Below are 20,525 nucleotides of genomic sequence, written 5' to 3' on the forward strand. Positions count from 1 at the left end.
AATCTTCAATGCAAAGCTTTTGCTACATCGAGCCGGAGTTTTGGCATATGCTACAATTCCCCTATTTTTTTTCGTATAATTTCACGGAAACATGTTCCGGTCAGCGGAAAATCAGGTTTTTGTCATTCCGTGGCATGGAAAAAGGAGGCAATACTCTGCCCCCTTGCATTCACACATTTCCATCTTATGATTCTTTGATGCCGGATTGCTATATGCTTTTCGCTCCGATATCCTGTTATTTTAAAAAACGTGCTTCCCACGCATATTCCTGCATCTTCTCGATCTCCTCATCGGTGAAACCAAGTTCCTCCTTCAGCACATCCTTCTCTTTCTGAAGTGTCGTTCTGGAACAGGTGCGGTTGTCGGAGTTTACGGTCACATGGACACCTGCCTCAAGAAGCTTGTGGATCGGGTGCATGTTGATCGCCGGAACTACTTTTGTGTGGTAATTGCTGGTAACGCAGACTTCGAGGGTCACATTCTCGTCGATGAGTCTCTTTATCAGCTCCGGATCATCGATGGCAGCAACACCGTGTCCGATCCTCTTTGTTCCGAAGGAAAGCGCCGTCTTCATGCTGTCCGGTCCTGCCGCCTCACCGGCATGGATCGTCATCGGGAGTCCATACTCGCGGACTTTCGCAAATACCGGAGCGAAATTCTCTGTCGGGAACAGACCTTCCGCGCCCGCGATATCCACCGCGCAGACCACATCCCCAAGATATTTCTTCGCAGTTTCTACTGTCTGCATGTTCAGCTCCTCATTGTCCGCTCCACGCATACAGCAGAGAATCAGACCCACACGAATCTGTGGATACATCTTCATGCCGCGTTCTGCTCCGCGGATGGCTGCCTCGACAACCTCATCCTGAGTCAGTCCGTCTTTGATGGAAAACTGCGGCGCAAATCGAAGCTCCGCATACTCCACGCCCTCCTTCGCAAGATCCTCCACCAGTTCAAAGGTCACACGCTCGATGGCATCCGCCTTCTGTAAGACGAGTAACGGAAGATCGAAGCGCTCTAAGTATTCTTCCAGAGTCTTACAGTCCTCCGGTACTTCCATCATATATTTTACTTCCTCCGCACTCTTTGCCGGAAGCTCCACGCCCTGCTCTTTTGCAAGCTCCCAGACGGTCTCCGGGCGGAGCGATCCGTCCAGATGTAAGTGAAGTTCTACGATATGGCTCATATCTGACAATATTCTCCCTTCTAACTATTCAGTGTCTCTATATTGTGTCTTCTATGTTGTGTCTTCGTACAGTCAGCACAATCACTGCACAAATCCTCTAAATTACTACACAGCAGCCCCTATGTCAGGAGCTGCTTGCATCAATTCTTTCCGGCCGCACTCTGCTGCCGTTTTTTATCTCAGTCGAGAAGACTCCCACCTCTTTAGGTGGTGAGTAATAGCAAATTTATTTCCCGGCCGCCGCCTTCATCTGTTTTTTCTTCTTATTGTGCTCCACCATCGCGCAGTAAACCGTATACGCAATAATAATGATCAGATACGGCATCATCTGGATAAACTGCAGCGGGATCGAAGAGTTCTGGAGATAGTTCGCAAGACTCTGGCAGAATCCGAATAACAGAGATGCCAGCATGCCGATCACGGCATTCCCCGCCGCGATGGCCTGGGTTGCCAGAGCGATGTAACCACGCCCCGCTGTCATACCGGAGGAGAAGAGTCCCACATATCCCATGGACAGGAACGCGCCTGCCATGCCTGTCATCATTCCGCTTAAGCAGAGGGCGATGTACTTGATCTTTTTTACCGGAATTCCGACGGATTCCGCCGCATCCGGGGACTCACCGACGGCACGGATATGCATGCCGAGTCTTGTATACTTAAACATGTACCACACAACTGCCACCAGGATCAGCGCCGCATAGGTCAACACATGATGGCCGGAAAGCACCGCGCCGATCACCGGGATATCCTTGACGACCGGGATCGTCACACTCGGGAGCTTTAAGGACGGCAGGGATGTGGACGCACCCTTTTCGCCTGTGATCAGGTACAGGACAAAGATCGTTCCGCCGGAGGCGAAGGTGTTTAACGCGATACCTGAGATGACCGCGTTGGAGTTTAATTTCAGGATAAAGTAGGCGAGGATGTTGCTGACGATAAAGCCTGCAAGCACCGCCCCCAAAAATCCGATCCATGCGCTCTGGGAGAACGCACTGACAACAACGCCCACAAAGGCGGAGATCAGCATCGTTCCCTCAAGGGCGATGTTGCTGGTTCCGGACCTCGAGGAGATCATAGCCCCCAGTGTCGTTAAAAGCACCGGTGTCGCGCTTCGAAACATTGCGAAATAGAACTCCGGGAGACTCAATGTTTTTAAAATTTCCTGTAAGATTCCCATCTGTTACGCCTCCCCTTTCAGTGCTTTTTTCGCTTCCTCGCGCTGTTTCCAGCCTGCCATGAACCGCTCGGCCGTCACAAACAGGATCAGAACCGCCTGAATGATGGATACCAGCTCGTTCTGGACATCGGAACGTCTGGACATCAGGTCCGCGCCGACACGGATGTATGCCAGGAAAAATGCCGCGAACGGTACCATCTTCGGGTTATTGCCGGACAGGATCGCGATGATAACACCGTCCCAAGCGTAGGACGGGGAATCCTGCCAGTTGAAACGCTGGTACATTCCCATCTGCTCGACTGCGCCGCCAAGACCCGCAACGGCACCCGCAATGACCTGGGTCATGATGATGACACGGCTGATACGGATTCCGGAATACTTTGCGAACTCCGGATTGCTTCCTGAGATGCGGACCTCATAACCAAACTTCGTCTTGTATACAAGAATATATAACAGGATCACTGCCACAATGGCAATCAGATATCCCACATGGAAGTTCGTTCCGGAGATCAGCTTTCCGAGGGAAGCTGTCGCCTGGTATTTCTTAGACGCGAAGGTTCCCGCCTCACGGTCAGCAAGGAACTTCGTCACGTTGTAGATCCCAAGGTAAAAGAACACATAGTTGAACATTAAGGAAGTTACCAGCTCATTCGTGTGGAAATACACCTTTAAGAGCGCCGGGATACTTCCGATCAGCCCACCCACAGCCGCAGCCGCGATCATGATCACGATCGGGTGTACTGCGAACGGCAGGGATGTCTTGATGGCGAGAGCCGCTGTCACGACAGCGCCCGTGTAGAGACATGCGTCCGCGATCATGGAGAAGTTTCCGGACTTGAATACAAGTCCCAGAGCAAGTCCCGTAAAGATCAACGGCACGCTGCTGGCAAACACTTCAAAAAAGTGACGTTTGGACTGCAGCGGTCCTAAAAACAGGTTATAGATCGCAGTCACCGGCTCCTCACTGACTGCGAAGATCACCGCCACCGACAAGGCGATGGCAATGGCAAACGCGCAGAGAAGTCTTACGATCGTAAATTTTTTATTCACAGTAAGCACCTCCGATCTGCTCCTTGGAATCTTCTTTTACCCCCAGCATATAAAGACCGAGCTCATTCTCTGACGTATTCTTCACATCGGAGATATGTCCGACGATGCGGCCCTCATGCATGACAAGGATCGTATCACTTAAGGAAAGGATCTCGCTTAAGTCCGCGGATACAAGTAAGATTGCTTTCTTTCCGCTTCTCATGTCCACGATCTTCTTCCTGATAAACTCGATGGCGCCGACATCAATACCCCTGGTCGGCTGGTTCATGATCAGAAGATCCGGTTCATAATCGAACTCACGTCCCACAACGACTTTCTGGACGTTACCGCCGGAGAGCTCCGCGATGGACTGCTTGGAGTTATCGAATTTTACAAGGAACTCTTTTAAGATCCGGTTTGTAAATTCACTGATCTTTTTGCTGTCCAGGAGTCCGTGGGTCTTTAATTTGTCGGTATAGTAGACCTTGGAGATCGCGTTGTCCTCCAGGGAAAGCTTCGGAGCCGTGCCGAATTTCATACGGTCCTCGGAAACGTGGGAGATTCCCGCTTCCTGGCGTGCGAGCACCGGGGCGTTGGAGATGTCCTTTCCATTCATTGTAATCGTTCCCTGCTGCTGTTTTAAGGTTCCGACGATGGCCTCGACAAGCTCCGACTGTCCGTTTCCGTCGATTCCTGCGATTCCTAATATCTGACCTTCTTTGATAGAGAAGGAGACCTGATCCAGTCTCGTCTTTCCGAGCTGGTCCACATAGACCATATCTTTCACAGAGAATACGGTCTTTCCCGGCTCCATCTCTTCCTTTTCAATGTCCAGGCTGACATCACGGCCTACCATCAGGCGGGAGATCTCATGCTCGTCGAGATCCGAGATCTCGTAGGTTCCCATGGTCTTTCCATCCCGGAGGATCGTCATGCGGTTGCAGAGTGCCTTAACTTCGTTTAATTTGTGGGAGATAAAGATGATCGTGTGGCCATTTTCTCTTAAAAGCTTTAACTGTTCAAATAATTCTTCTGTTTCCTGTGGTGTCAGCACGGCTGTCGGCTCGTCCAGGATCAGAATATGGGCACCCCGGTAGAGTGCCTTTAAGATCTCAAGCTTCTGACGCATGGCAAGAGAAATGTCCTCGACCTTTTCCTTCGCCTCTACCTTCAGATTATATTTGTCGGAAAGCTCCGTGGTGATCCGCACCGCCTCTTTCCGGTCTACTTTAAATGCAGTTCCTGTCTCCGCGCCGAGAATCAGGTTCTCCGCAACGGTCATGGACGGAACCTGCATAAAATGCTGGTGTACCATGCCGAGTCCGGCTGCGATCGCATCGCTGGATGATGAGAAGTGTACCTCTTTTCCATCCACGAAGATCTGGCCTTCCGTCGGTGCCAGCATGCCAAACAGCATCTTCATTAAGGTGGATTTTCCCGCGCCGTTTTCACCGACGAGGGCATGGATCTCACCCTTTTTGATCTGCAGATTGACATTATGGTTTGCCACAACGCCGCCCGGATAGACTTTTGTGATGTTCCGGGCCTCTAAAATGATCTCCTGCTCCATTGTTTCCTCCAAGTAAGGCATCTTTGTCTGCCTGTGAAAGTGGTTCCTGTTCGTAACTGCCTGAATCGCAAATATATTGCAAATGTGGGCATTGGACTGCGCCCACGTAAATGTAAAAATCTCCTGCGATTCGCGGAGCCGTGATACGGCGTCCTGCCCAGCCCCAGATGTTCCGGGAACCGGGCAAAAACATCATATCACGGTTTTCTCCGCATGAATACAGGAGATAAATGCTCGCTGCCCCGACATGCCTCTTCTTGTTTTCATTGACATGAAAACAAGAAGCTATGGGCGTTTACTGAGCTCCGTTGATGATTCCCTTCAGAGTTGCCTCATCCATACCATAAGCGGAATCAACGGTAACCTCGCCTGCGAGCAGCTTCTCTTTTGCATCCTCAACGGCTTTCTTTGCATCCTCAGATACTGCAGACTGATAAATATCGTTGTCAGCAAGGCCTACAACGCCGTCCTCGATACCAAGGATCTGGTACTCACCATACGGAAGTGTTCCATCAACTGCCTTCTCAACTGCATTGTAGATGCTGTCGCCAACGCCCTTGATCGCGGAAGAGATGATGAAGTTTGCCTCGTCCTTGCCCTCGTAAGCAAGTGCCTGGTCGGAGTCAACGCCGATGCAGTATTTCTTGCTTTCTGCTGCTGCCTCGATAACACCTACGGATGCCGGACCTGCTGCTACGAATACAACGTCAGCGCCGTTGGAGTACTGAGTGATCGCAAGCTCTTTTGCTGTTGCGGAGTCAACATAGGAACCAACGTAGGAAACAAGTACCTTCACATCCGGATCTACGAACTGAGCGCCCTCGATGAAGCCGACTGCAGAGTCGTTGATAACGGCTGCTGTATCCTTTGCGCCTACGAAACCGATGACGTTGTCTTCGTTTGCGTATTCCATATCGGACTTTGTCGCACTTGCTGCAAGAACGCCTGCAAGGAATGCGCCCTCGTTCTGCTTGTAGCTCATGGAGTATACGTTGCTTAAGTCACCGATCGTGTAGTCAACATCTGTATCGAAGATGATGAACTTCTTCTCCGGGAACTCCTGAGCAACCTTCTCTGTGATTTCCTTCATGTCCCAGAGACCTGTGATGATAAGGTCTGCATCGGACTCACAAGCGTCTAACATGGAACCTTCGAACTTTGTCTTGTCGCTGCCCATCTCGACCATGTTTACTTCAACCTTATCGCCAAGCTCAGCCTCAAGCTTTTCCATACCAGCCTGTGCGGAGTCGTTGAATGCCTTATCGCCGAAGGAGCCGGTAACAAGAAGTGTTACTTTTAACTTCTCACCGTTTGTCTCAGCCTTTGCTGCCTCTGCAGTTGTCTCAGCAGCTGCTGCGGTTGTCTCGCCTGCTGCTGCGGTTGTCTCGGTCTTGCTCTCGCTTGCGCATCCAAACAGCATGGAAGCTGTCATAGCCATTGCAAGTGTGCTGCATAAGAATTTCTTTTTCATAATTAGTTGTTCTCCTTTTCGTAAAAAGTTGATTTATTCAAACTATCCAGAGTTTCCAGATAATTTTTCTTGTTCATCACCGGCTTGAACGCCTCTTTGATCTTCCACGCGGACGCACCGCCGTCGGATAAGAGATCTGCCACGGTATCTGCAAAATAATGAGCCGGGACACAGTATGCCTGCTCCGGATCCGCCGTCTTAAAATCTTTTCCGTGGATACTGCCCTCAAATCCGGCAACACCGATCTCAACGATCGGCCACATAAGGGATAAGTCTCCCATATCTCCGGAAGCGAAGCCGTGGGTTCCCTGGGCGATCATGCTCTCGTCGATATAATCTAAAATGTGTTTCTTCACAAGCTCTGTCAGGTTCTCGTCCTGATGGAGCGGGAAATATCCCGGTGTATCCTGGATCTCAAGATCACAGTTGATCGCAAGTGCTCCGGCGCGGATCGCGCGGGTCACTTTCGCGTTTGTCTCAAAGATCGCCGGAACTGTCTTCGCCCGGACATACATCTCAAGCTGTGTTCTTCCCGGAACCGTATTGACGGATTGACCGCCTTCCGGCACATAGAAATGGACGCGGATCGCGTCATCTGCTCGGAAAGTCTCTCTCAGGAAGTTGATCCCTGTCATGGCAAGGTTTACCGCGTTGAGCGCGTTTACGCCGCCTTCCGGGTTCGCTCCTGCGTGGGACGCCTTTCCTGTAAAGATTGCCCGCTTCATGATAAAGCCGTTTAAGCTGGAACCGATCTCCGCATGATACTTTGTCATATCGATCCCCATAGCGTGGCAGGATAACATGATGTCCACATCATCAAAAATGCCTGTGGCGATCATCTCCTGCTTGCCTGACGGGTGGGAGATCTTTCCTTCCTTAATAAGCCCCTTCCGGTAATCCATATCGCAGAACTCCTCCGCCGGCGTCACGAGAAGTGTGACCTTTCCGCAGAGATCCTTTAACATACCGGATTCCCTGATGGCTAAAAATAAGCTCATCATAACGCCCAGCTGACCGTAGTGGCCGCAGGTATGAGCCGCGCAGCTGTCCTCACTGGCGTACGGATGTCCGAAGGTCGGAACCGCGTCGAATTCCGTGATCAGGCCGATATTCGGCCCCGGCTTTCCGGAATCTAAGACTGCCCGGATTCCCGTGTATGCGACATCTTCATGCGGAATCCCCGCCTTGTCGAGTGCCTCGATCGCCTTTTTTCTTGTTCTGAACTCCTTAAATCCGAGCTCCGGATGACAGTAAATATCTTCGCTCATTGCGATGATCTCCGGCAGGATCTGATCTAATGCTTCATGAACTGATTTCATGGTGTTTCCTCCTTCACTATACCTGTGCAGGCCGGATGCAGAGCCCTTCACGACAGTCTGCCTGAAATTCCTTAGAAGTCCCCATTACACAAAAAAGGTCTGCAAATGCAGACTTTTTTACGGGTTACTCAGGCAACTAATGAGTCAGTATAGTGCAGAAAATATCATAACGAGTTTTATGGACAAATGTCAAGATTTTTCTATGATTTTTTGACAGTTTTTAGAGGCATTCCGCTCATCAGAATGTATATTATTTATGCTTATAAATAATTGTTTGATACACTAATAAATATCTGCACACCTCCCGCCCGCAATGGTTTCTGTATCCATTTCATAAAATTAAAATTCACAGCAGACCGTCTTTTCTTTACGGCTTTTGCTGTGAATTTAAATTAGGATGTATAAGTTTTTATGAAATACCTGATTAACGTTGTCCAACTTACATAAATCTGGAAACCGCCTTGCGGATCTGCGGACCCGCGATGATCGCAATGATGATCTTCGCTGTGTCGCCCGGAAGATACGGGATAACGCCGACGCCGAGAGCTGCCACGAAGCTCATTCCGAGCTGTCCCGCAAGCCATGCGGTTCCGAAGATATAGCAGATCGCCATTCCGATGATCATTCCGACTACATGCATGTAAATCTTTGCCGGGAACTTCTCAACGAAGAAGCCTGCGATCGCTGCCAGAAAGATAAATCCGATCAGGTAGCCGCCGGTCGGTCCGAGAAGCTTACCGACACCGCCACTAAATCCGGAGAATACCGGAAGTCCTACTGTTCCTAAGAGCAGGTATAATACATAGCTCGCTACGGAAAGCTTCATTCCGAGAATATACGCCATAAAGAAGATGACAAGGTTTGTCAGGCTGATCGGTACCGGGCTGATCGGAATCGGAAGTGCCATCGGTGCCAGGATACAGGTAATCGCTGTCATAAGTGCTGTCACCGTCATCTGCGCGGTGGACATGTGTTTTGCTGTTGTCTTTTCCATCTTTGTTTTCCTCCCAACATCCATCATTTCTGCCGCCGGATCTTAAATTCTATCGTTCTTAAATTCTACATTCCGGTACGCATATCACAAAATGGAATTGTTCTGATCGATTCTTTTCCTATCATACGCAGATTCCGTGCATTTGTCAACCTGTTTTTATTATTTGGTTTACATTTTTCCCCTTTTCTTTTTTGCCTATAATCTTCCTGTGTGCCATTTACCCGCCCAGGAAAACGTGCTATACTCTATGTACTTGTCCTCCCACCGCCAACTGGGAGAATTTAGCAGTTACCAGTTATCAGTACAGAGCAGTGTCCGCATGCATCACCGATGCGCTGCACGCGTTTTATATGCCGGACATAAGGAGATTCACTATGAAAATGAAAAGCGGAAACGAACGAAAAAAAATCATCCGGGAACTCCTGAACAGGACTGATCAGGAATTTACAGATGAAGAGCTGATCCATCAGCTGATCATGACAAACATCACAGAAAATTCCAATGAGACAGAAAAGCTGTCCTTCGGCCAGAGAGCATCCGACGCAGTAGCGAAATTTGCCGGAAGCTGGGCATTTATCTTCAGCTTTATCGCTGTCATGGTCGGATGGATGGCTGTCAACGTTATCCTTGGAACGAAGGCCTTTGATGCCTACCCGTTTATCCTTTTAAATCTGGTACTTTCCTGCATTGCTGCCATTCAGGCTCCCCTTATCATGATGAGCCAGAACCGACAGGAGGCAAAGGACAGACAACGCGCGGAAAACGACTTTAAGGTCAATTTAAAGAGTGAACTCATTATCGATGACCTGCACAAAAAAATGGATCTGATCATCGAAAACCAGAAAAAGATCAACCATCGTCTGGATATGCTGGAACAGATCGGCAAGGCTATAGACACGCCAAAAGCCGGATCCCCTATCCACAATGCTTAATACAAAATAAGAATGTGCCTTGGCACATTCGCGCGGTCACTTGCGACAATCTACATCTTCACGCAAGTACACAAATATTCCGCAGTACAGTTTTTCTGTACTGCGGATTTTATACAGGAGAGTTTTATTATGGCTGCAGAAAATGATCTCGGCCGTGACGACATAAAAAAACTCGTCGTCCGGATCGCAATTCCCAGTATGCTGGCACAGTTTGTCAGCGTCCTTTACAGTATCGTAGACCGCATGTATATCGGAAATATCCCCGGATCCGGCGACATGGCACTGGCGGGGGCCGGTGTCTGCGGTCCGGTAGTCACTATGGTCGGCTCCGTCGCGTTTCTCGTGGGAATCGGCGGTGCCCCGCTTATGAGCATGAAGATGGGACAGGGCGATAAAAAGGCCGCCGAGCGGATCCTTGCAAACTGCTTCCTCATGCTGGCAGTATGTTCCCTCCTCATGGTGGCCTGCATCTACCCGATCCGCATTCCGATGCTGCGGTATTTCGGTGCCAGCGATATCACACTGCCCTACGCAAACGCATATTTTACGATATATCTGACCGGAACCGTATTCGCCCTAATGTCCACAGGTATGAACCAGTTTATCATCTGTCAGGGCTTTGCAAAAACCGGCATGTACTCCGTCATCCTCGGCGCGGTGCTGAACATCATTCTGGATCCAATCTTCATCTTCGGCCTCCACATGGGCGTCTCCGGTGCCGCCGTCGCAACCGTCATCTCCCAGATGGCGAGCTGCGCTTTCGTCCTGAGGACACTGTTCGGGAAAAATATGCCGGTGCGCATCACCTTCGGCGGTTACAGCTGGCGGCTGATCCGCAGAGTGCTCACCATCGGCTTTACCCCATTTATCATCATCGCCATGGATAACGTCATGATCATCACCATGAACGCGATCCTGCAAAAATACGGCGGTGCGGAGCGCGGAGACCTTCTGATCACCTGCGCAACCATTGCCCAGAGCTTCATGCTCGTAGTCACCATGCCTCTCGGCGGTATCACCAGCGGAACTCAGGCTGTTCTTGCCTACAATTTCGGAGCCGGAAAGACCGACCGCGTAAAAAATGCGCAGAAGTACATCTTTAGCCTTGCTGCGGCATACACCGCTCTGCTCTTCGTCCTTGCGCGTACCATCGGCGGCCTGTTTGTCCGTCTCTTTACAGCAGACCCGATCGTTGCCGCAGAAGCGCTCCGGGCGATCCGGATCTTCACTCTGGCGATCATCCCGCTGGCATTCCAGTATGAGATCGTCGACGGTTTCACCGGTCTTGGTCAGGTACAGGTTGCCCTGCCGCTTTCCTTCTTCCGAAAAGGCGCATACTTTGTATCCCTGTTCCTGCTTCCCGCGATGTTCGGAGCTGAAGCGGCGTTTTACGCAGAACCGGTATCTGATATCCTTGGACCGATTGCTTCGGTGATCGTGTATCTCACTTCGATGAAGAAGGTTCTGGCGAAAGCCGGGGCTAATTAACCGGTTCCGCCAAAACTAAGTGTAAATACGCAAAAACAGAGCATATATCTTCGCATGCCAATGTTTTACATAGGTTATGGTTGAATATATGCTCTGTTTTTTATGTCTGCAGACAGTTTACACTGCCATTTTCTATCTCAATTCAGGCGGCAGCAGAATCAGTCATCATTCTCTTCACTCTCAGTGATCGTATATGTGAATCTCTTTCTCGCCATCTCATCGCTCTCAAGGTACTCGTCGTAGGTCGTGATCTTATCGATCAGCTGGCCGTTGATGATCTCCATGATACGGTTTGCAGTCGTCTCTACGACCTGATGGTCACGGGAGGAGAAGATGATCACGCCCGGGAACTTCTTCATTCCGTTGTTCAGGGCTGTGATGGACTCCATGTCCAGATGGTCAGTCGGCTCATCAAACATCAGTACGTTCGCGCCGGAGATCATCATCTTGGAGAGCATGCAGCGCACCTTCTCACCACCGGAGAGAACTTTTACCTTTTTTACGCCGTCTTCACCGGCAAACAGCATTCTTCCGAGGAATCCGCGGACATATGTGACATCTTTTTCCGGGGAGTACTGGGTCAGCCAGTCTACGATCGTATCATCATTGTTGAACTCTGCGCTGTTATCCTTCGGGAAGTACGCCTGAGTCGTTGTGAGGCCCCATTTGTAGCTTCCGGAATCCGGCTCCATCTCACCGGAGAGGATCTTGAAGAGTGTGGTCTTCGCAAGCTCGTTCGGTCCTACAAGGGCAACCTTGTCCTCTCTTCCCAGGGTAAAGGAAATATTGTCGAGAACCTTTACGCCGTCGATGGTCTTTGTAAGTCCCTCAACGGAGAGAACCTCGTTTCCGATCTCACGGGCCGGACGGAAGTCGATATACGGGTATTTTCTGCTGGACGGGCGGATCTCGTCAAGCTCGATCTTCTCTAACGCACGTTTTCTGGATGTCGCCTGCTTGGACTTGGAAGCGTTGGCGGAGAATCTCTGGATGAACTCCTGCAACTCTTTGATCTTCTCCTCTTTCTTTCTGTTTGCTTCCTTCATCTGCTTGATCATCAACTGGCTGGACTCGAACCAGAAATCATAGTTTCCGGCATAGAGCTGGATCTTGCCGTAGTCGATATCAGCGATCTGCGTGCAGACTTTATTTAAGAAATAACGGTCATGGGATACCACGATAACAGTATTCTCAAAGTTGATCAGGAACTCCTCAAGCCATGCGATCGCGTCGAGATCCAGATGGTTCGTCGGCTCATCGAGGAGCAGGATATCCGGGTTTCCGAATAATGCCTGGGCGAGGAGAACTTTAACCTTCTGCGGTCCGAGAAGGTCTTTCATCGTTTTATAGTGGAGGTCTGTCTCGATACCAAGACCGTTTAACAGGTTCTCAGCGTCGGACTCCGCTTCCCATCCGTTCATGGTTGCGAACTCGCCTTCGAGCTCTGCAGCCTTGATTCCATCTTCGTCTGTGAACTCTTCCTTCATGTAGATCGCGTCTTTTTCCTTCATAATGTCATAAAGGCGCTTATTTCCCATGATAACGGTATCGAGAACTGTGTACTCGTCGTATTTAAAGTGGTCCTGCTGTAAGAAGGAAAGACGCTGACCCGGAGTGATCGCAACTTCACCGTTTGTCGGCTCGAGCTGACCGGATAAGATCTTTAAAAATGTGGACTTTCCGGCACCGTTGGCACCGATCAGACCATAACAGTTTCCTTCTGTGAATTTAATGTTTACGTCTTCAAATAAAGCTTTTTTTCCGACACGGAGTGTCACATTATTTGCACTAATCATTTTCTAAATCTCCTTTTAACTGACAAGGGGTATCTGTGAAATGCGCCTTAGCGCATCCCCCGCGCCGGGCACAAACAGCCTGCCTCGGATCTAAACCCTGGCAGAACTTAAAACGATAACCTTCCGCAAATGTCTCCAGCCTGCCGGTCAGTTATCAAAGTCCTTCTTATTCTATTAAAGAACACAAGTTTTTGCAAGGCTTTTCGCGAAAAAAGCCTGTTTTTCAAGGAAAAATCCTATCCAACAAAAGAACTGCCGCTCCAAGTACAACTCGGAACGGCAGTTCTCTTAGTTTCTCTTCTATTCGAATTAGAGTTTAACTACGTTAACAGCGCGAAGCTTCTTGCTGTTCTTCGGATCCTGCTCTGTGTCGAAAGTAACCTTCTGGCCCTCTTCAAGAGTCTTGAAGCCGTCGCCTACGATTGCGGAAAAGTGTACGAATACGTCGTCGCCGCCATTATCGTTGGAGATGAATCCGTAGCCTTTCTCAGAATTGAACCACTTAACTGTACCGTTGTTCATTTTGGTACCTCCATAAAAAATTGAATTTTTCCGTACTAAGACTATTGGAAATCCCCACACATCGCTGTTGGTCTTTATTTCAAAAAACTCACATGCTTTTGTAATTCATCGTATCGCGCAAATGACTTACAAAAACATGTGAGTTCAATAGTGCATCGGAATTAACTTAACAATATCACACTTCTGGTCTTGTGTCAATCGAATTTCCAAGAAACGGGCGGTCTGTTTTATCCTTACGAACCGCCCGTTTTTCCTTATTTCTCGGCACTGTGCCGCGTACCGCAAACATCTGTTTTTCTCGACAAAAATTGACTTTTCCCTTCGGTAATTCTACCGTGATTTTTGTATTTTTTTCGATCTAAAACCGTCCGAATGTATCGACCAGCCATGACAGATGGTTGATATGATCCTGCGTCAGCTCGCCCGGTTTCATTCTCCATCTCCAGTTGTTTCCCACCGTACCCGGCGTGTTCATTCTCGCCCAGCTATCGAGCTTTAAGACATCCTGCGCCTGGAAGATCACAACGCTGGCTACAGACGCGTAGGCGGTCTTTAAGACCTTGTCTACGACCTCATGCTGATGGGAGACACCCATGTAGTCTGCGATATACTGCAACTCCCACCACTGGCGCGCCTCCGGCTTAAAGTAGCCCACCAGAGTCTCGTTGTCATGGGTTCCGCCGTAAACGACGGAATTCGGGGAGTACATATGCGGCAGGTGCTCGTTGAAGCGGTCGCCGCTGAAGGCGAACTCGATGATCTTCATTCCCGGATATCCTGTCTCCTCAAGAAGCTCCTTGACCTCCGGAACAAAGATTCCAAGATCCTCCGCGATGATCTTCGTGTCACCGATGACCATGTTGATGGCATCTGTGAGCTTCTTTCCAGGTCCCTTTAACCACTCGCCTGTCTTTCCGTCCTCGGAACCCGCCGGAATCGCGTAGTACTGGGTTACACCGATAAAGTGGTCGATACGGACCACGTCATACAGGCGGGCAGACGCTTTCATGCGCTCCTTCCACCATGCGAAATCGGTCTTTTCCTGAACATCCCAGCGGTAAAGCGGATTGCCCCAGAGCTGTCCCGTCTCGCTGAATGCGTCCGGCGGAACTCCGGCAACCTTGATCGGAGTCAGGTTCTCCTCATCCAAAAGGAATAACTCCGGGTGGGTCCAGACATCCGCGCTGTCAAGTGCCACGTAGATCGGAATATCACCGATGATGGAGATTCCCTGCTCATTCGCATATGCGCGGAGCTTTCCCCACTGCTGGTAGAATTTATACTGTAAAAACTTCCAGAAGTCGATCTCGTCCTTCAATTCCTCGCGGTAGGACTCCACCGCTTCTTTCTTCCGGAACCGGATATCTTCCGGCCATGCCAGCCATTCTTTATTATCAAAATGGAACTTTAACGCCATGTAAAATGCGTAATCATTCAGCCAGAACCAGCTGTCCATACAGAACTTCTCGTAGCCCTGTTCCTCGCGGTACTCACTTCTCGCGTACGCCTTTTTCAACAGTGGAAACCGGTACCAGAACACCGCGTCGTACGCCACCTGGGTCGGATTATCCCCCCAGTAACAGGCGTTGATCTCGTCCTGTGTGAGAAGTCCCTCCTTCACCAGGGTATCCAGATCGATAAAGTACGGATTTCCCGCAAAAGCGGAAAATGACTGGTACGGGCTGTCCCCGTAGCTTGTCGGTCCCACCGGCAGAACCTGCCAGTATTTCTGTCTTGCTTTCTTTAAGAAGTCCACGAAATCATAGGCCGCACTGCCAAATGTACCGATTCCGTATGGTGACGGCAGGCTTGACACCGGCATCAGAATTCCGGCTCCGCGCTCCAGCATTGTCTTCATATTTGTATCCCCTTCTGTCCGGCAGATCCCCGCCTGTTTATCTTTTACCATTCAGCATTTTACCATCCATAACGGCTCACAGCCCGGCACATATTATGCGCAGGGCTGTTGCTGATTTCTTCTGTATCGTCCACCTTCTACACTCCGCTGTTCATGCCATTGGCAGACAGCAACAGAAACTTTCTGGTGAATTAACGATTCTTCTTGATTCTCTCGTCGTTTTCAAGGACTTTCTTCGCGATCATGATAAAGTGGAGCTTGAAGTTATCCTCTGTATCGTTTACGTCAAGTCCGGTATTGATGCGGACCATATTTAAGCTTGTCTTTACATCATCCTCAGACATTCCGAGCTGTCTTGCAGTCTCAGCGATGTCCTCTTTGCATTTGTAGTATTTCGCGAGAACCCGCTTCTCAGTCTCACCGAGCTGTTTTAAAACGGTTCTGGTAAGGCGGTCACCGAAGTTTACAACCATCTGGTTGATGCTGCTGTAAATCTCCATACCCATGTATTCAAGGATCACACGGTCTTTCTTGAAGATCTCGCCGGCCTTTACCGCATCCTGGGCATTGATGTATGTATGCTTGATTCCCTTGATTCCGCTCTCGATCGTACCGATGCCGACGCGGATCTTTCTGTCAGAATTGATCTTTTCTACCTGCTCAAGGGCTGTCTCCTTGATCTGCGGGATCAGGTCACGCATTGCGGATTTGTCGTTCATGATCAGGATCACGCATACGCCGCTGTCGCAGGTGATAATCTGCTTTCCACCGATCTTCTTGTTGATATCGGAGAGAGCGATGATCGCGTTTGCCGCGTCTGTGAGCTTCTCACGGTCTTCCGGTTTTACATTCATATCAGACGGATACTGGAAAGAGACCGCCATAAAGGTGTCCATATCCACGTCGAAACCAAGCTGTCTTCCAAACTGTTTTACCAGATCCTCGTCCTCGTAGTATCCGATTACGATGTCATTAAAATAAGCCGATAATGTGATATCTGTCGTGTTCTTGTTCATGAAATACACCCCTCATTTCTATATATTCGCCGCCGCTCTTTCTGTCCCTTCACCGGATCCGTATGCGGCGGACAATGCTCTCCGGGAAAGCTTAATTATAAGAAAAATCTTCTTATTTGTCAAGATGTCTGACAATATTTCTCAGTATTGCTATGACTTTTTGCAATTTTGAAAGATACCAGCAGTAAAACCAGCCTTCAAAATGATTTTCCATGGATTTTATCTCATTCCAGATGCATTTAGTTTACATAACTTTTCAGAGAAATTGCCTGATGCTGTCGTTCTGAAATTAACTCAGCATCTCACCTATCTTTTCCAACGTATCCGCCTCGTAATCCACATGCACCCCGGCTGTATTCTCCTGATGGTGCGGGTTGTACCACAGAGTATCGATCCCCACGTTGTTTCCGCCACGGATATCAGAAGTCAGGGAGTCGCCGATGATCAGCATGTTCTCCACGTCGTTTCTGCCCATCTTTTCAAAGCAGTAATCGAAGTACTCCTGCTGCGGTTTCTGGTATCCGGATTCCTCAGAAACGTAGATTCCCTGAAACAGCTTGTCCAGACCTGCTACCGCGAGGCGTTTATACTGGGTCTCAGCGACGCCGTTTGTAACGATATGAAGCTCATAGCGATTCTTTAAGCCATTAAGGAGGTCCATGACTCCGTCTAAAAGAAACGCACTCTCATTTAATGTCTGGCGGTACAATCCATCGACCTCAGCGCCATTTACCTTGATTCCGAAGTCACTGAAGAAATCCTCAAATCGCAGGCTTAACACCTGCTCTCTCGTAAGTTCCCCGCGCTCCAACTTCTGCCAGTAGCTTTTGTTCAGATGGTGGTACTTCTGCATGTTCTCCTCTGTAGCCGGTACGCCAAAGTGGGTGAGTACCCGCTCGATGCCGATCTTCTCCGCCTTGTCGAAATCCAGAAGTGTTCCATCCACATCAAAAAGAAGCACCTGGTATTTTTTCATAACTTGTTTGCTCCTGTTCTTTATTTCTCACAATTCTCAGCTTTGCCTCCTCCTGCATTGCTGAAAACCGCTGCACTCCCCGGATCCAGCTCCAACCGGACTCTCTGAGTCTTATCAGCCCGATGCCAGGGAGCTCTGCTGTATGTTCTTAATCCTTGTATACAATCTTTCCGCCGCAGATCGTATACTTCACACGACCGAAAAGCTTTGTTCCGATAAACGGCGTGTTGTGGGACTTGGACGCGATCTCATCATCTGTAACGGTCCATTCCTCGTTCTCATTGAAGATCACGATATCCGCATCTTTGCCCTCCGCGAGATATCCCTTATCAAAATGGTATAATTTCGCCGGATTCACGCACATCTTCTCCACAAGCTGCATGGTAGTCAAGTGGCCTTTCTTCACAAGCTCTGTCACCGCAAGGCCGAGAGCAGTCTCAAGACCAATGATTCCACTCGGTGCTTTCCATACCGGAAGAACTGCCTTTTCCTCCGCGCTGTGCGGAGCGTGGTCGGTGGCGATCATATCGATGGAGCCTTCCTTGATTCCTTCAATAATTCTCTCGCGGTCCTTCGCGGTTCTAAGGGGCGGGTTCATCTTCGCCATTGCGCCATGTTCTAAAACAGCGGTCTCATCTAATGTGAAATGGTGAGGTGTGACCTCCGCTGTCACGTTTGCGCCAAGCTCTTTCGCAAACTTCACAGCCTTTACAGATGTGGCGGAGCTGATATGCTGGATATTGACTGACGCACCTGTGTGCAGGGCGATCATGCAGTCACGGGCCACGAGAGAATCCTCAGCAAGTGCCGGGGAACCTGTGATTCCAAGCTCTTTTGCGACTGCACCTGCGTTGATTCCGTTCTCGGAGATGAATGCCGGGTCTTCCTCATGGAAGCTCAGCGGTACATTTAACTCTTTCGCCTTCTTCATGGCCTCGTAGACGAGTTTCTCGTTCATCAGCGGGATTCCATCGTCCGTAAATCCAACAGCTCCTGCTGCCTTTAAGGCGTCCATATCCGTGAGCTCCTGCCCCTTCATTCCAACAGAAACGCATGCGGCCGGAAGAACATTGATACCTGTCTTCTCTCCTTCTGCGATGATATATTTTACGGTCTCCACATTGTCTACCGGCGGTTTTGTATTTGCCATGGTGACAACCGTTGTGTATCCGCCCTTTTTCGCTGCGGCGGAGCCTGTCTGGATATCCTCTTTGTATGTAAGTCCCGGATCGCGGAAGTGAACATGGACGTCAATGAGGCCCGGCGCTACGACACAGCCGTCTGCGTCGATCACCTGCTCATAGCTTCCATCATCTTCCACTTTTCCGATGGTCTTTATCTTTCCGCCATCAATGACAACGTCCAGAACCTCGTCTGTATTGCTCTTTGCGTCTACTACACGCCCGTTTTTAATCAGAATCATCTTAGCTCCTCCTGTTTTATCTGTTTCTATGTTTCCTATCCCTGACCGGCTGCTATTTTCTTTTCAGCGAGAACATTTTCCTTCATCTCTGCCTGATGTGTGAATTTTCATATATCTGGCTGTCGGACCTTTTTTCACTTTCTCGTCGGCACGATCTCCAGCCAGTAGTTATCCGGATCTGTGATAAAGTAGATCCCCATCTTCTCATTTTCAAAGCAGATGCATCCCATCTCTTTGTGCTTTGCGTGAGCCGCCTCAAAATCATCTACCCGGAATGCAAGATGGAACTCATTGTCTCCAAGATCATAGTGATCCTTCTCCCAGTCCCTGAGCCATGTGAGCTCTAACTGGTGCGGTGTCACGCCGTCTCCGAGGTATACCAGGATAAAGCTCCCGTCCGCCGCTTCTTTTCTTCTTACTTCCTTTAATCCAAGAGCTTCCTCATAGAATTTTAAGGACTTGTCAAGATCTATGACATTAAAATTATTATGCGCAAATGTGAATTTCATGGTGTTCTCCTCTCAAATTATACTTGTTTCACATTACGGTATCGTAGACAAAAGAATCCCTGTATAATTATGTAAAATATCATCCGGCTGGATTGCGTCCGATACCATAGAAATTTCAAGCTTATACTCTGTTCCCTCTTCGCCAATCGAGCCATGTACCGGTACATACCGGTCAAAGCAGACATTTTGTTTTTTCTTTGTTGTGACAATTAACGAAACGTACTCTTCCGTTGTCAGAAGCTTGTAGTAAACATCTTCTTCCGGAAATGTATTTCTCGCCCGGTCGATCATATCTGCATAGTTGTAATCTTCTGATCCATCATCCGGACCGGACCTTTTTCCGTTGATCGCAGCCTGCAGTTTTTCTAAAACAGCTGCCGTCCTTGCCTCATTTTTCCTTTGTTCGATTTCTGACGCAATACTCACCTGCAGTGAAATGATCAGTACGATTCCTGTCATGCCAGCTATAGTCGTCAACCATACAGCGATTATCTTTGATTTCTTTTTCTTCTCGTCCTCTCTTGTAAGCCGGGTACAAGAAAATTCTTTTACAAAGGATGGCTGATTTTTATTTCCGTAAGCAATAATGGCATCTATCGTGTCATATCCCTCTTCAACACTGTACTTTCTCCAGACAGCATGCTCTGAATAAAACTTTTCCAGCCTATCGTAGAAACGCGGGAACCATCCCGTGTACCGCTTCTTTCGAATGAAAAATACGCTGATTCCGCCAATAAGAATCGTAAAATATCCGACTCCTATCACCCCGTAATAAAGGCCTTCTATTTTCGATACCTGTTTTTCCGGCAGTATGGCAAGGAAATGATACTCACCATCCGTTTCCTTCTCCCAGTATGTCTGAAGCCTGTTTCCGTAAGAATACTGTACCGGATCCATTCCAAGTTCGGCAAGTGTATACTGTACATGCTCACCTTTATTTGGATCTTTCAGACGCAATGACTGTCCATCTTCCTGTACAACTGCGATGACATTCTTTTTTCCTGTGAGTTTATAGCCCGTTATGCTCTGAAAAGGATCATACAGCCCAGCACCGAAAAACCATGTCAATGATAAGATCATATAAATAACGAATAGTGTTATGAGTTCTTTCCACACGTTATATTTCAATGACTTCTCTATCATTTCTTTTTCGTACTCAGGAATTCCAGGTAATGTAATGTACCAGGAAGCAAACCGTTCTCTTTTCGCTTCTTCATCCATCACTTTTCCGATATTCATTGAGGTCGCAAGCTGCATTT

At 48.9% G+C, this 20,525-nt stretch carries 17 protein-coding genes; 2 read left to right on the top strand and 15 right to left on the bottom strand.

What is annotated here, in order from left to right:
• Positions 1-235: 235 nt before the first annotated feature.
• The 7 genes from add to ABCW45_RS12470 all read right to left on the bottom strand — a co-directional run bounded on the left by add (position 236) and on the right by ABCW45_RS12470 (position 8,746).
• Positions 236-1,186 carry an adenosine deaminase gene (gene add / locus ABCW45_RS12440; protein ID WP_343220952.1) on the bottom strand — a complete coding sequence of 317 codons (951 nt, stop codon included), beginning with the start codon at positions 1,184-1,186 and terminating at the stop codon, positions 236-238.
• 226 nt (positions 1,187-1,412) lie between these two features.
• Positions 1,413-2,363, bottom strand: a complete 951-nt coding sequence (locus tag ABCW45_RS12445; RefSeq protein WP_117514731.1) for an ABC transporter permease — start codon at positions 2,361-2,363, stop codon at positions 1,413-1,415.
• A gap of 3 nt (positions 2,364-2,366) precedes the next feature.
• Positions 2,367-3,413 carry an ABC transporter permease gene (locus ABCW45_RS12450; protein WP_343220953.1) on the bottom strand — a complete coding sequence of 349 codons (1,047 nt, stop codon included), beginning with the start codon at positions 3,411-3,413 and terminating at the stop codon, positions 2,367-2,369.
• Entirely contained in the window at positions 3,406-4,962 is a 1,557-nt protein-coding gene (locus ABCW45_RS12455) for an ABC transporter ATP-binding protein (protein WP_343220954.1), read from the bottom strand. Before ABCW45_RS12455 ends, ABCW45_RS12450 begins: the two co-directional genes overlap by 8 nt.
• 295 nt (positions 4,963-5,257) lie before the next feature.
• Positions 5,258-6,433: a BMP family ABC transporter substrate-binding protein gene (locus tag ABCW45_RS12460; protein ID WP_343220955.1), complete on the bottom strand. Its 1,176-nt coding sequence runs from the start codon at positions 6,431-6,433 to the stop codon at positions 5,258-5,260.
• Between the two features lie 2 nt (positions 6,434-6,435).
• Positions 6,436-7,752, bottom strand: a complete 1,317-nt coding sequence (locus tag ABCW45_RS12465) for an amidohydrolase (RefSeq protein ID WP_117470504.1) — start codon at positions 7,750-7,752, stop codon at positions 6,436-6,438.
• Between the two features lie 439 nt (positions 7,753-8,191).
• Positions 8,192-8,746, bottom strand: a complete 555-nt coding sequence (locus tag ABCW45_RS12470) for a biotin transporter BioY (RefSeq protein ID WP_021905875.1) — start codon at positions 8,744-8,746, stop codon at positions 8,192-8,194.
• Positions 8,747-9,120: 374 nt separating this feature from the next.
• Between ABCW45_RS12470 and ABCW45_RS12475 the strand changes: the two genes are divergently transcribed.
• Entirely contained in the window at positions 9,121-9,678 is a 558-nt protein-coding gene (locus tag ABCW45_RS12475) for a DUF1003 domain-containing protein (RefSeq protein WP_343220956.1), read from the top strand.
• A gap of 129 nt (positions 9,679-9,807) precedes the next feature.
• A complete protein-coding gene (locus ABCW45_RS12480) occupies positions 9,808-11,166 on the top strand; it encodes an MATE family efflux transporter (RefSeq protein WP_343220957.1) in 1,359 nt (452 codons plus the stop codon).
• Positions 11,167-11,324: 158 nt separating this feature from the next.
• Here the strand turns inward: ABCW45_RS12480 and ABCW45_RS12485 are convergent, their stop codons facing one another.
• The 8 genes from ABCW45_RS12485 to ABCW45_RS12520 form a co-directional block, all read right to left on the bottom strand.
• A complete protein-coding gene (locus ABCW45_RS12485; RefSeq protein ID WP_117470501.1) occupies positions 11,325-12,962 on the bottom strand; it encodes an ABC-F family ATP-binding cassette domain-containing protein in 1,638 nt (545 codons plus the stop codon).
• Between the two features lie 309 nt (positions 12,963-13,271).
• Complete coding sequence (locus tag ABCW45_RS12490) at positions 13,272-13,484, bottom strand: cold-shock protein (protein ID WP_015552243.1); 213 nt, start codon at positions 13,482-13,484, stop codon at positions 13,272-13,274.
• 358 nt (positions 13,485-13,842) lie between these two features.
• Positions 13,843-15,342, bottom strand: a complete 1,500-nt coding sequence (gene malQ, locus ABCW45_RS12495; protein WP_117470581.1) for a 4-alpha-glucanotransferase — start codon at positions 15,340-15,342, stop codon at positions 13,843-13,845.
• 191 nt (positions 15,343-15,533) lie between these two features.
• Complete coding sequence (locus ABCW45_RS12500) at positions 15,534-16,358, bottom strand: hypothetical protein (protein WP_117470500.1); 825 nt, start codon at positions 16,356-16,358, stop codon at positions 15,534-15,536.
• Between the two features lie 289 nt (positions 16,359-16,647).
• The gene (locus ABCW45_RS12505) at positions 16,648-17,334 is read right to left on the bottom strand and encodes a YjjG family noncanonical pyrimidine nucleotidase (protein WP_343220958.1); all 687 of its coding nucleotides are present in this window, start codon (positions 17,332-17,334) and stop codon (positions 16,648-16,650) included.
• Positions 17,335-17,482: 148 nt separating this feature from the next.
• Entirely contained in the window at positions 17,483-18,757 is a 1,275-nt protein-coding gene (locus ABCW45_RS12510; RefSeq protein WP_343220959.1) for a dihydroorotase, read from the bottom strand.
• 134 nt (positions 18,758-18,891) lie between these two features.
• Positions 18,892-19,266 carry a VOC family protein gene (locus ABCW45_RS12515; protein ID WP_117470498.1) on the bottom strand — a complete coding sequence of 125 codons (375 nt, stop codon included), beginning with the start codon at positions 19,264-19,266 and terminating at the stop codon, positions 18,892-18,894.
• A 33-nt stretch (positions 19,267-19,299) separates the two neighbouring features.
• The gene (locus ABCW45_RS12520) at positions 19,300-20,523 is read right to left on the bottom strand and encodes a hypothetical protein (RefSeq protein WP_343220960.1); all 1,224 of its coding nucleotides are present in this window, start codon (positions 20,521-20,523) and stop codon (positions 19,300-19,302) included.
• Positions 20,524-20,525 lie beyond the last annotated feature (2 nt).

Source organism: Pilosibacter fragilis, from assembly GCF_032490495.1.
Taxonomy (GTDB): Bacteria; Bacillota; Clostridia; order Lachnospirales; family Lachnospiraceae; genus Pilosibacter; species Pilosibacter fragilis.

Bases quoted from the DNA above. Each gene is read 5' to 3' on its own strand.
- ABCW45_RS12490 (WP_015552243.1), bottom strand. From the start codon at position 13,484: ATGAACAACGGTACAGTTAAGTGGTTCAATTCTGAGAAAGGCTACGGA.
- malQ (WP_117470581.1), bottom strand. From the start codon at position 15,342: ATGAAGACAATGCTGGAGCGCGGAGCCGGAATTCTGATGCCGGTGTCA.
- ABCW45_RS12445 (WP_117514731.1), bottom strand. From the start codon at position 2,363: ATGGGAATCTTACAGGAAATTTTAAAAACATTGAGTCTCCCGGAGTTC.
- ABCW45_RS12505 (WP_343220958.1), bottom strand. From the start codon at position 17,334: ATGAAAAAATACCAGGTGCTTCTTTTTGATGTGGATGGAACACTTCTG.
- ABCW45_RS12515 (WP_117470498.1), bottom strand. From the start codon at position 19,266: ATGAAATTCACATTTGCGCATAATAATTTTAATGTCATAGATCTTGAC.
- add (WP_343220952.1), bottom strand. From the start codon at position 1,186: ATGAGCCATATCGTAGAACTTCACTTACATCTGGACGGATCGCTCCGC.
- ABCW45_RS12520 (WP_343220960.1), bottom strand. From the start codon at position 20,523: ATGCAGCTTGCGACCTCAATGAATATCGGAAAAGTGATGGATGAAGAA.
- ABCW45_RS12470 (WP_021905875.1), bottom strand. From the start codon at position 8,746: ATGGAAAAGACAACAGCAAAACACATGTCCACCGCGCAGATGACGGTG.
- ABCW45_RS12500 (WP_117470500.1), bottom strand. From the start codon at position 16,358: ATGAACAAGAACACGACAGATATCACATTATCGGCTTATTTTAATGAC.
- ABCW45_RS12480 (WP_343220957.1), top strand. From the start codon at position 9,808: ATGGCTGCAGAAAATGATCTCGGCCGTGACGACATAAAAAAACTCGTC.
- ABCW45_RS12460 (WP_343220955.1), bottom strand. From the start codon at position 6,433: ATGAAAAAGAAATTCTTATGCAGCACACTTGCAATGGCTATGACAGCT.
- ABCW45_RS12455 (WP_343220954.1), bottom strand. From the start codon at position 4,962: ATGGAGCAGGAGATCATTTTAGAGGCCCGGAACATCACAAAAGTCTAT.
- ABCW45_RS12475 (WP_343220956.1), top strand. From the start codon at position 9,121: ATGAAAATGAAAAGCGGAAACGAACGAAAAAAAATCATCCGGGAACTC.
- ABCW45_RS12465 (WP_117470504.1), bottom strand. From the start codon at position 7,752: ATGAAATCAGTTCATGAAGCATTAGATCAGATCCTGCCGGAGATCATC.
- ABCW45_RS12510 (WP_343220959.1), bottom strand. From the start codon at position 18,757: ATGATTCTGATTAAAAACGGGCGTGTAGTAGACGCAAAGAGCAATACA.
- ABCW45_RS12485 (WP_117470501.1), bottom strand. From the start codon at position 12,962: ATGATTAGTGCAAATAATGTGACACTCCGTGTCGGAAAAAAAGCTTTA.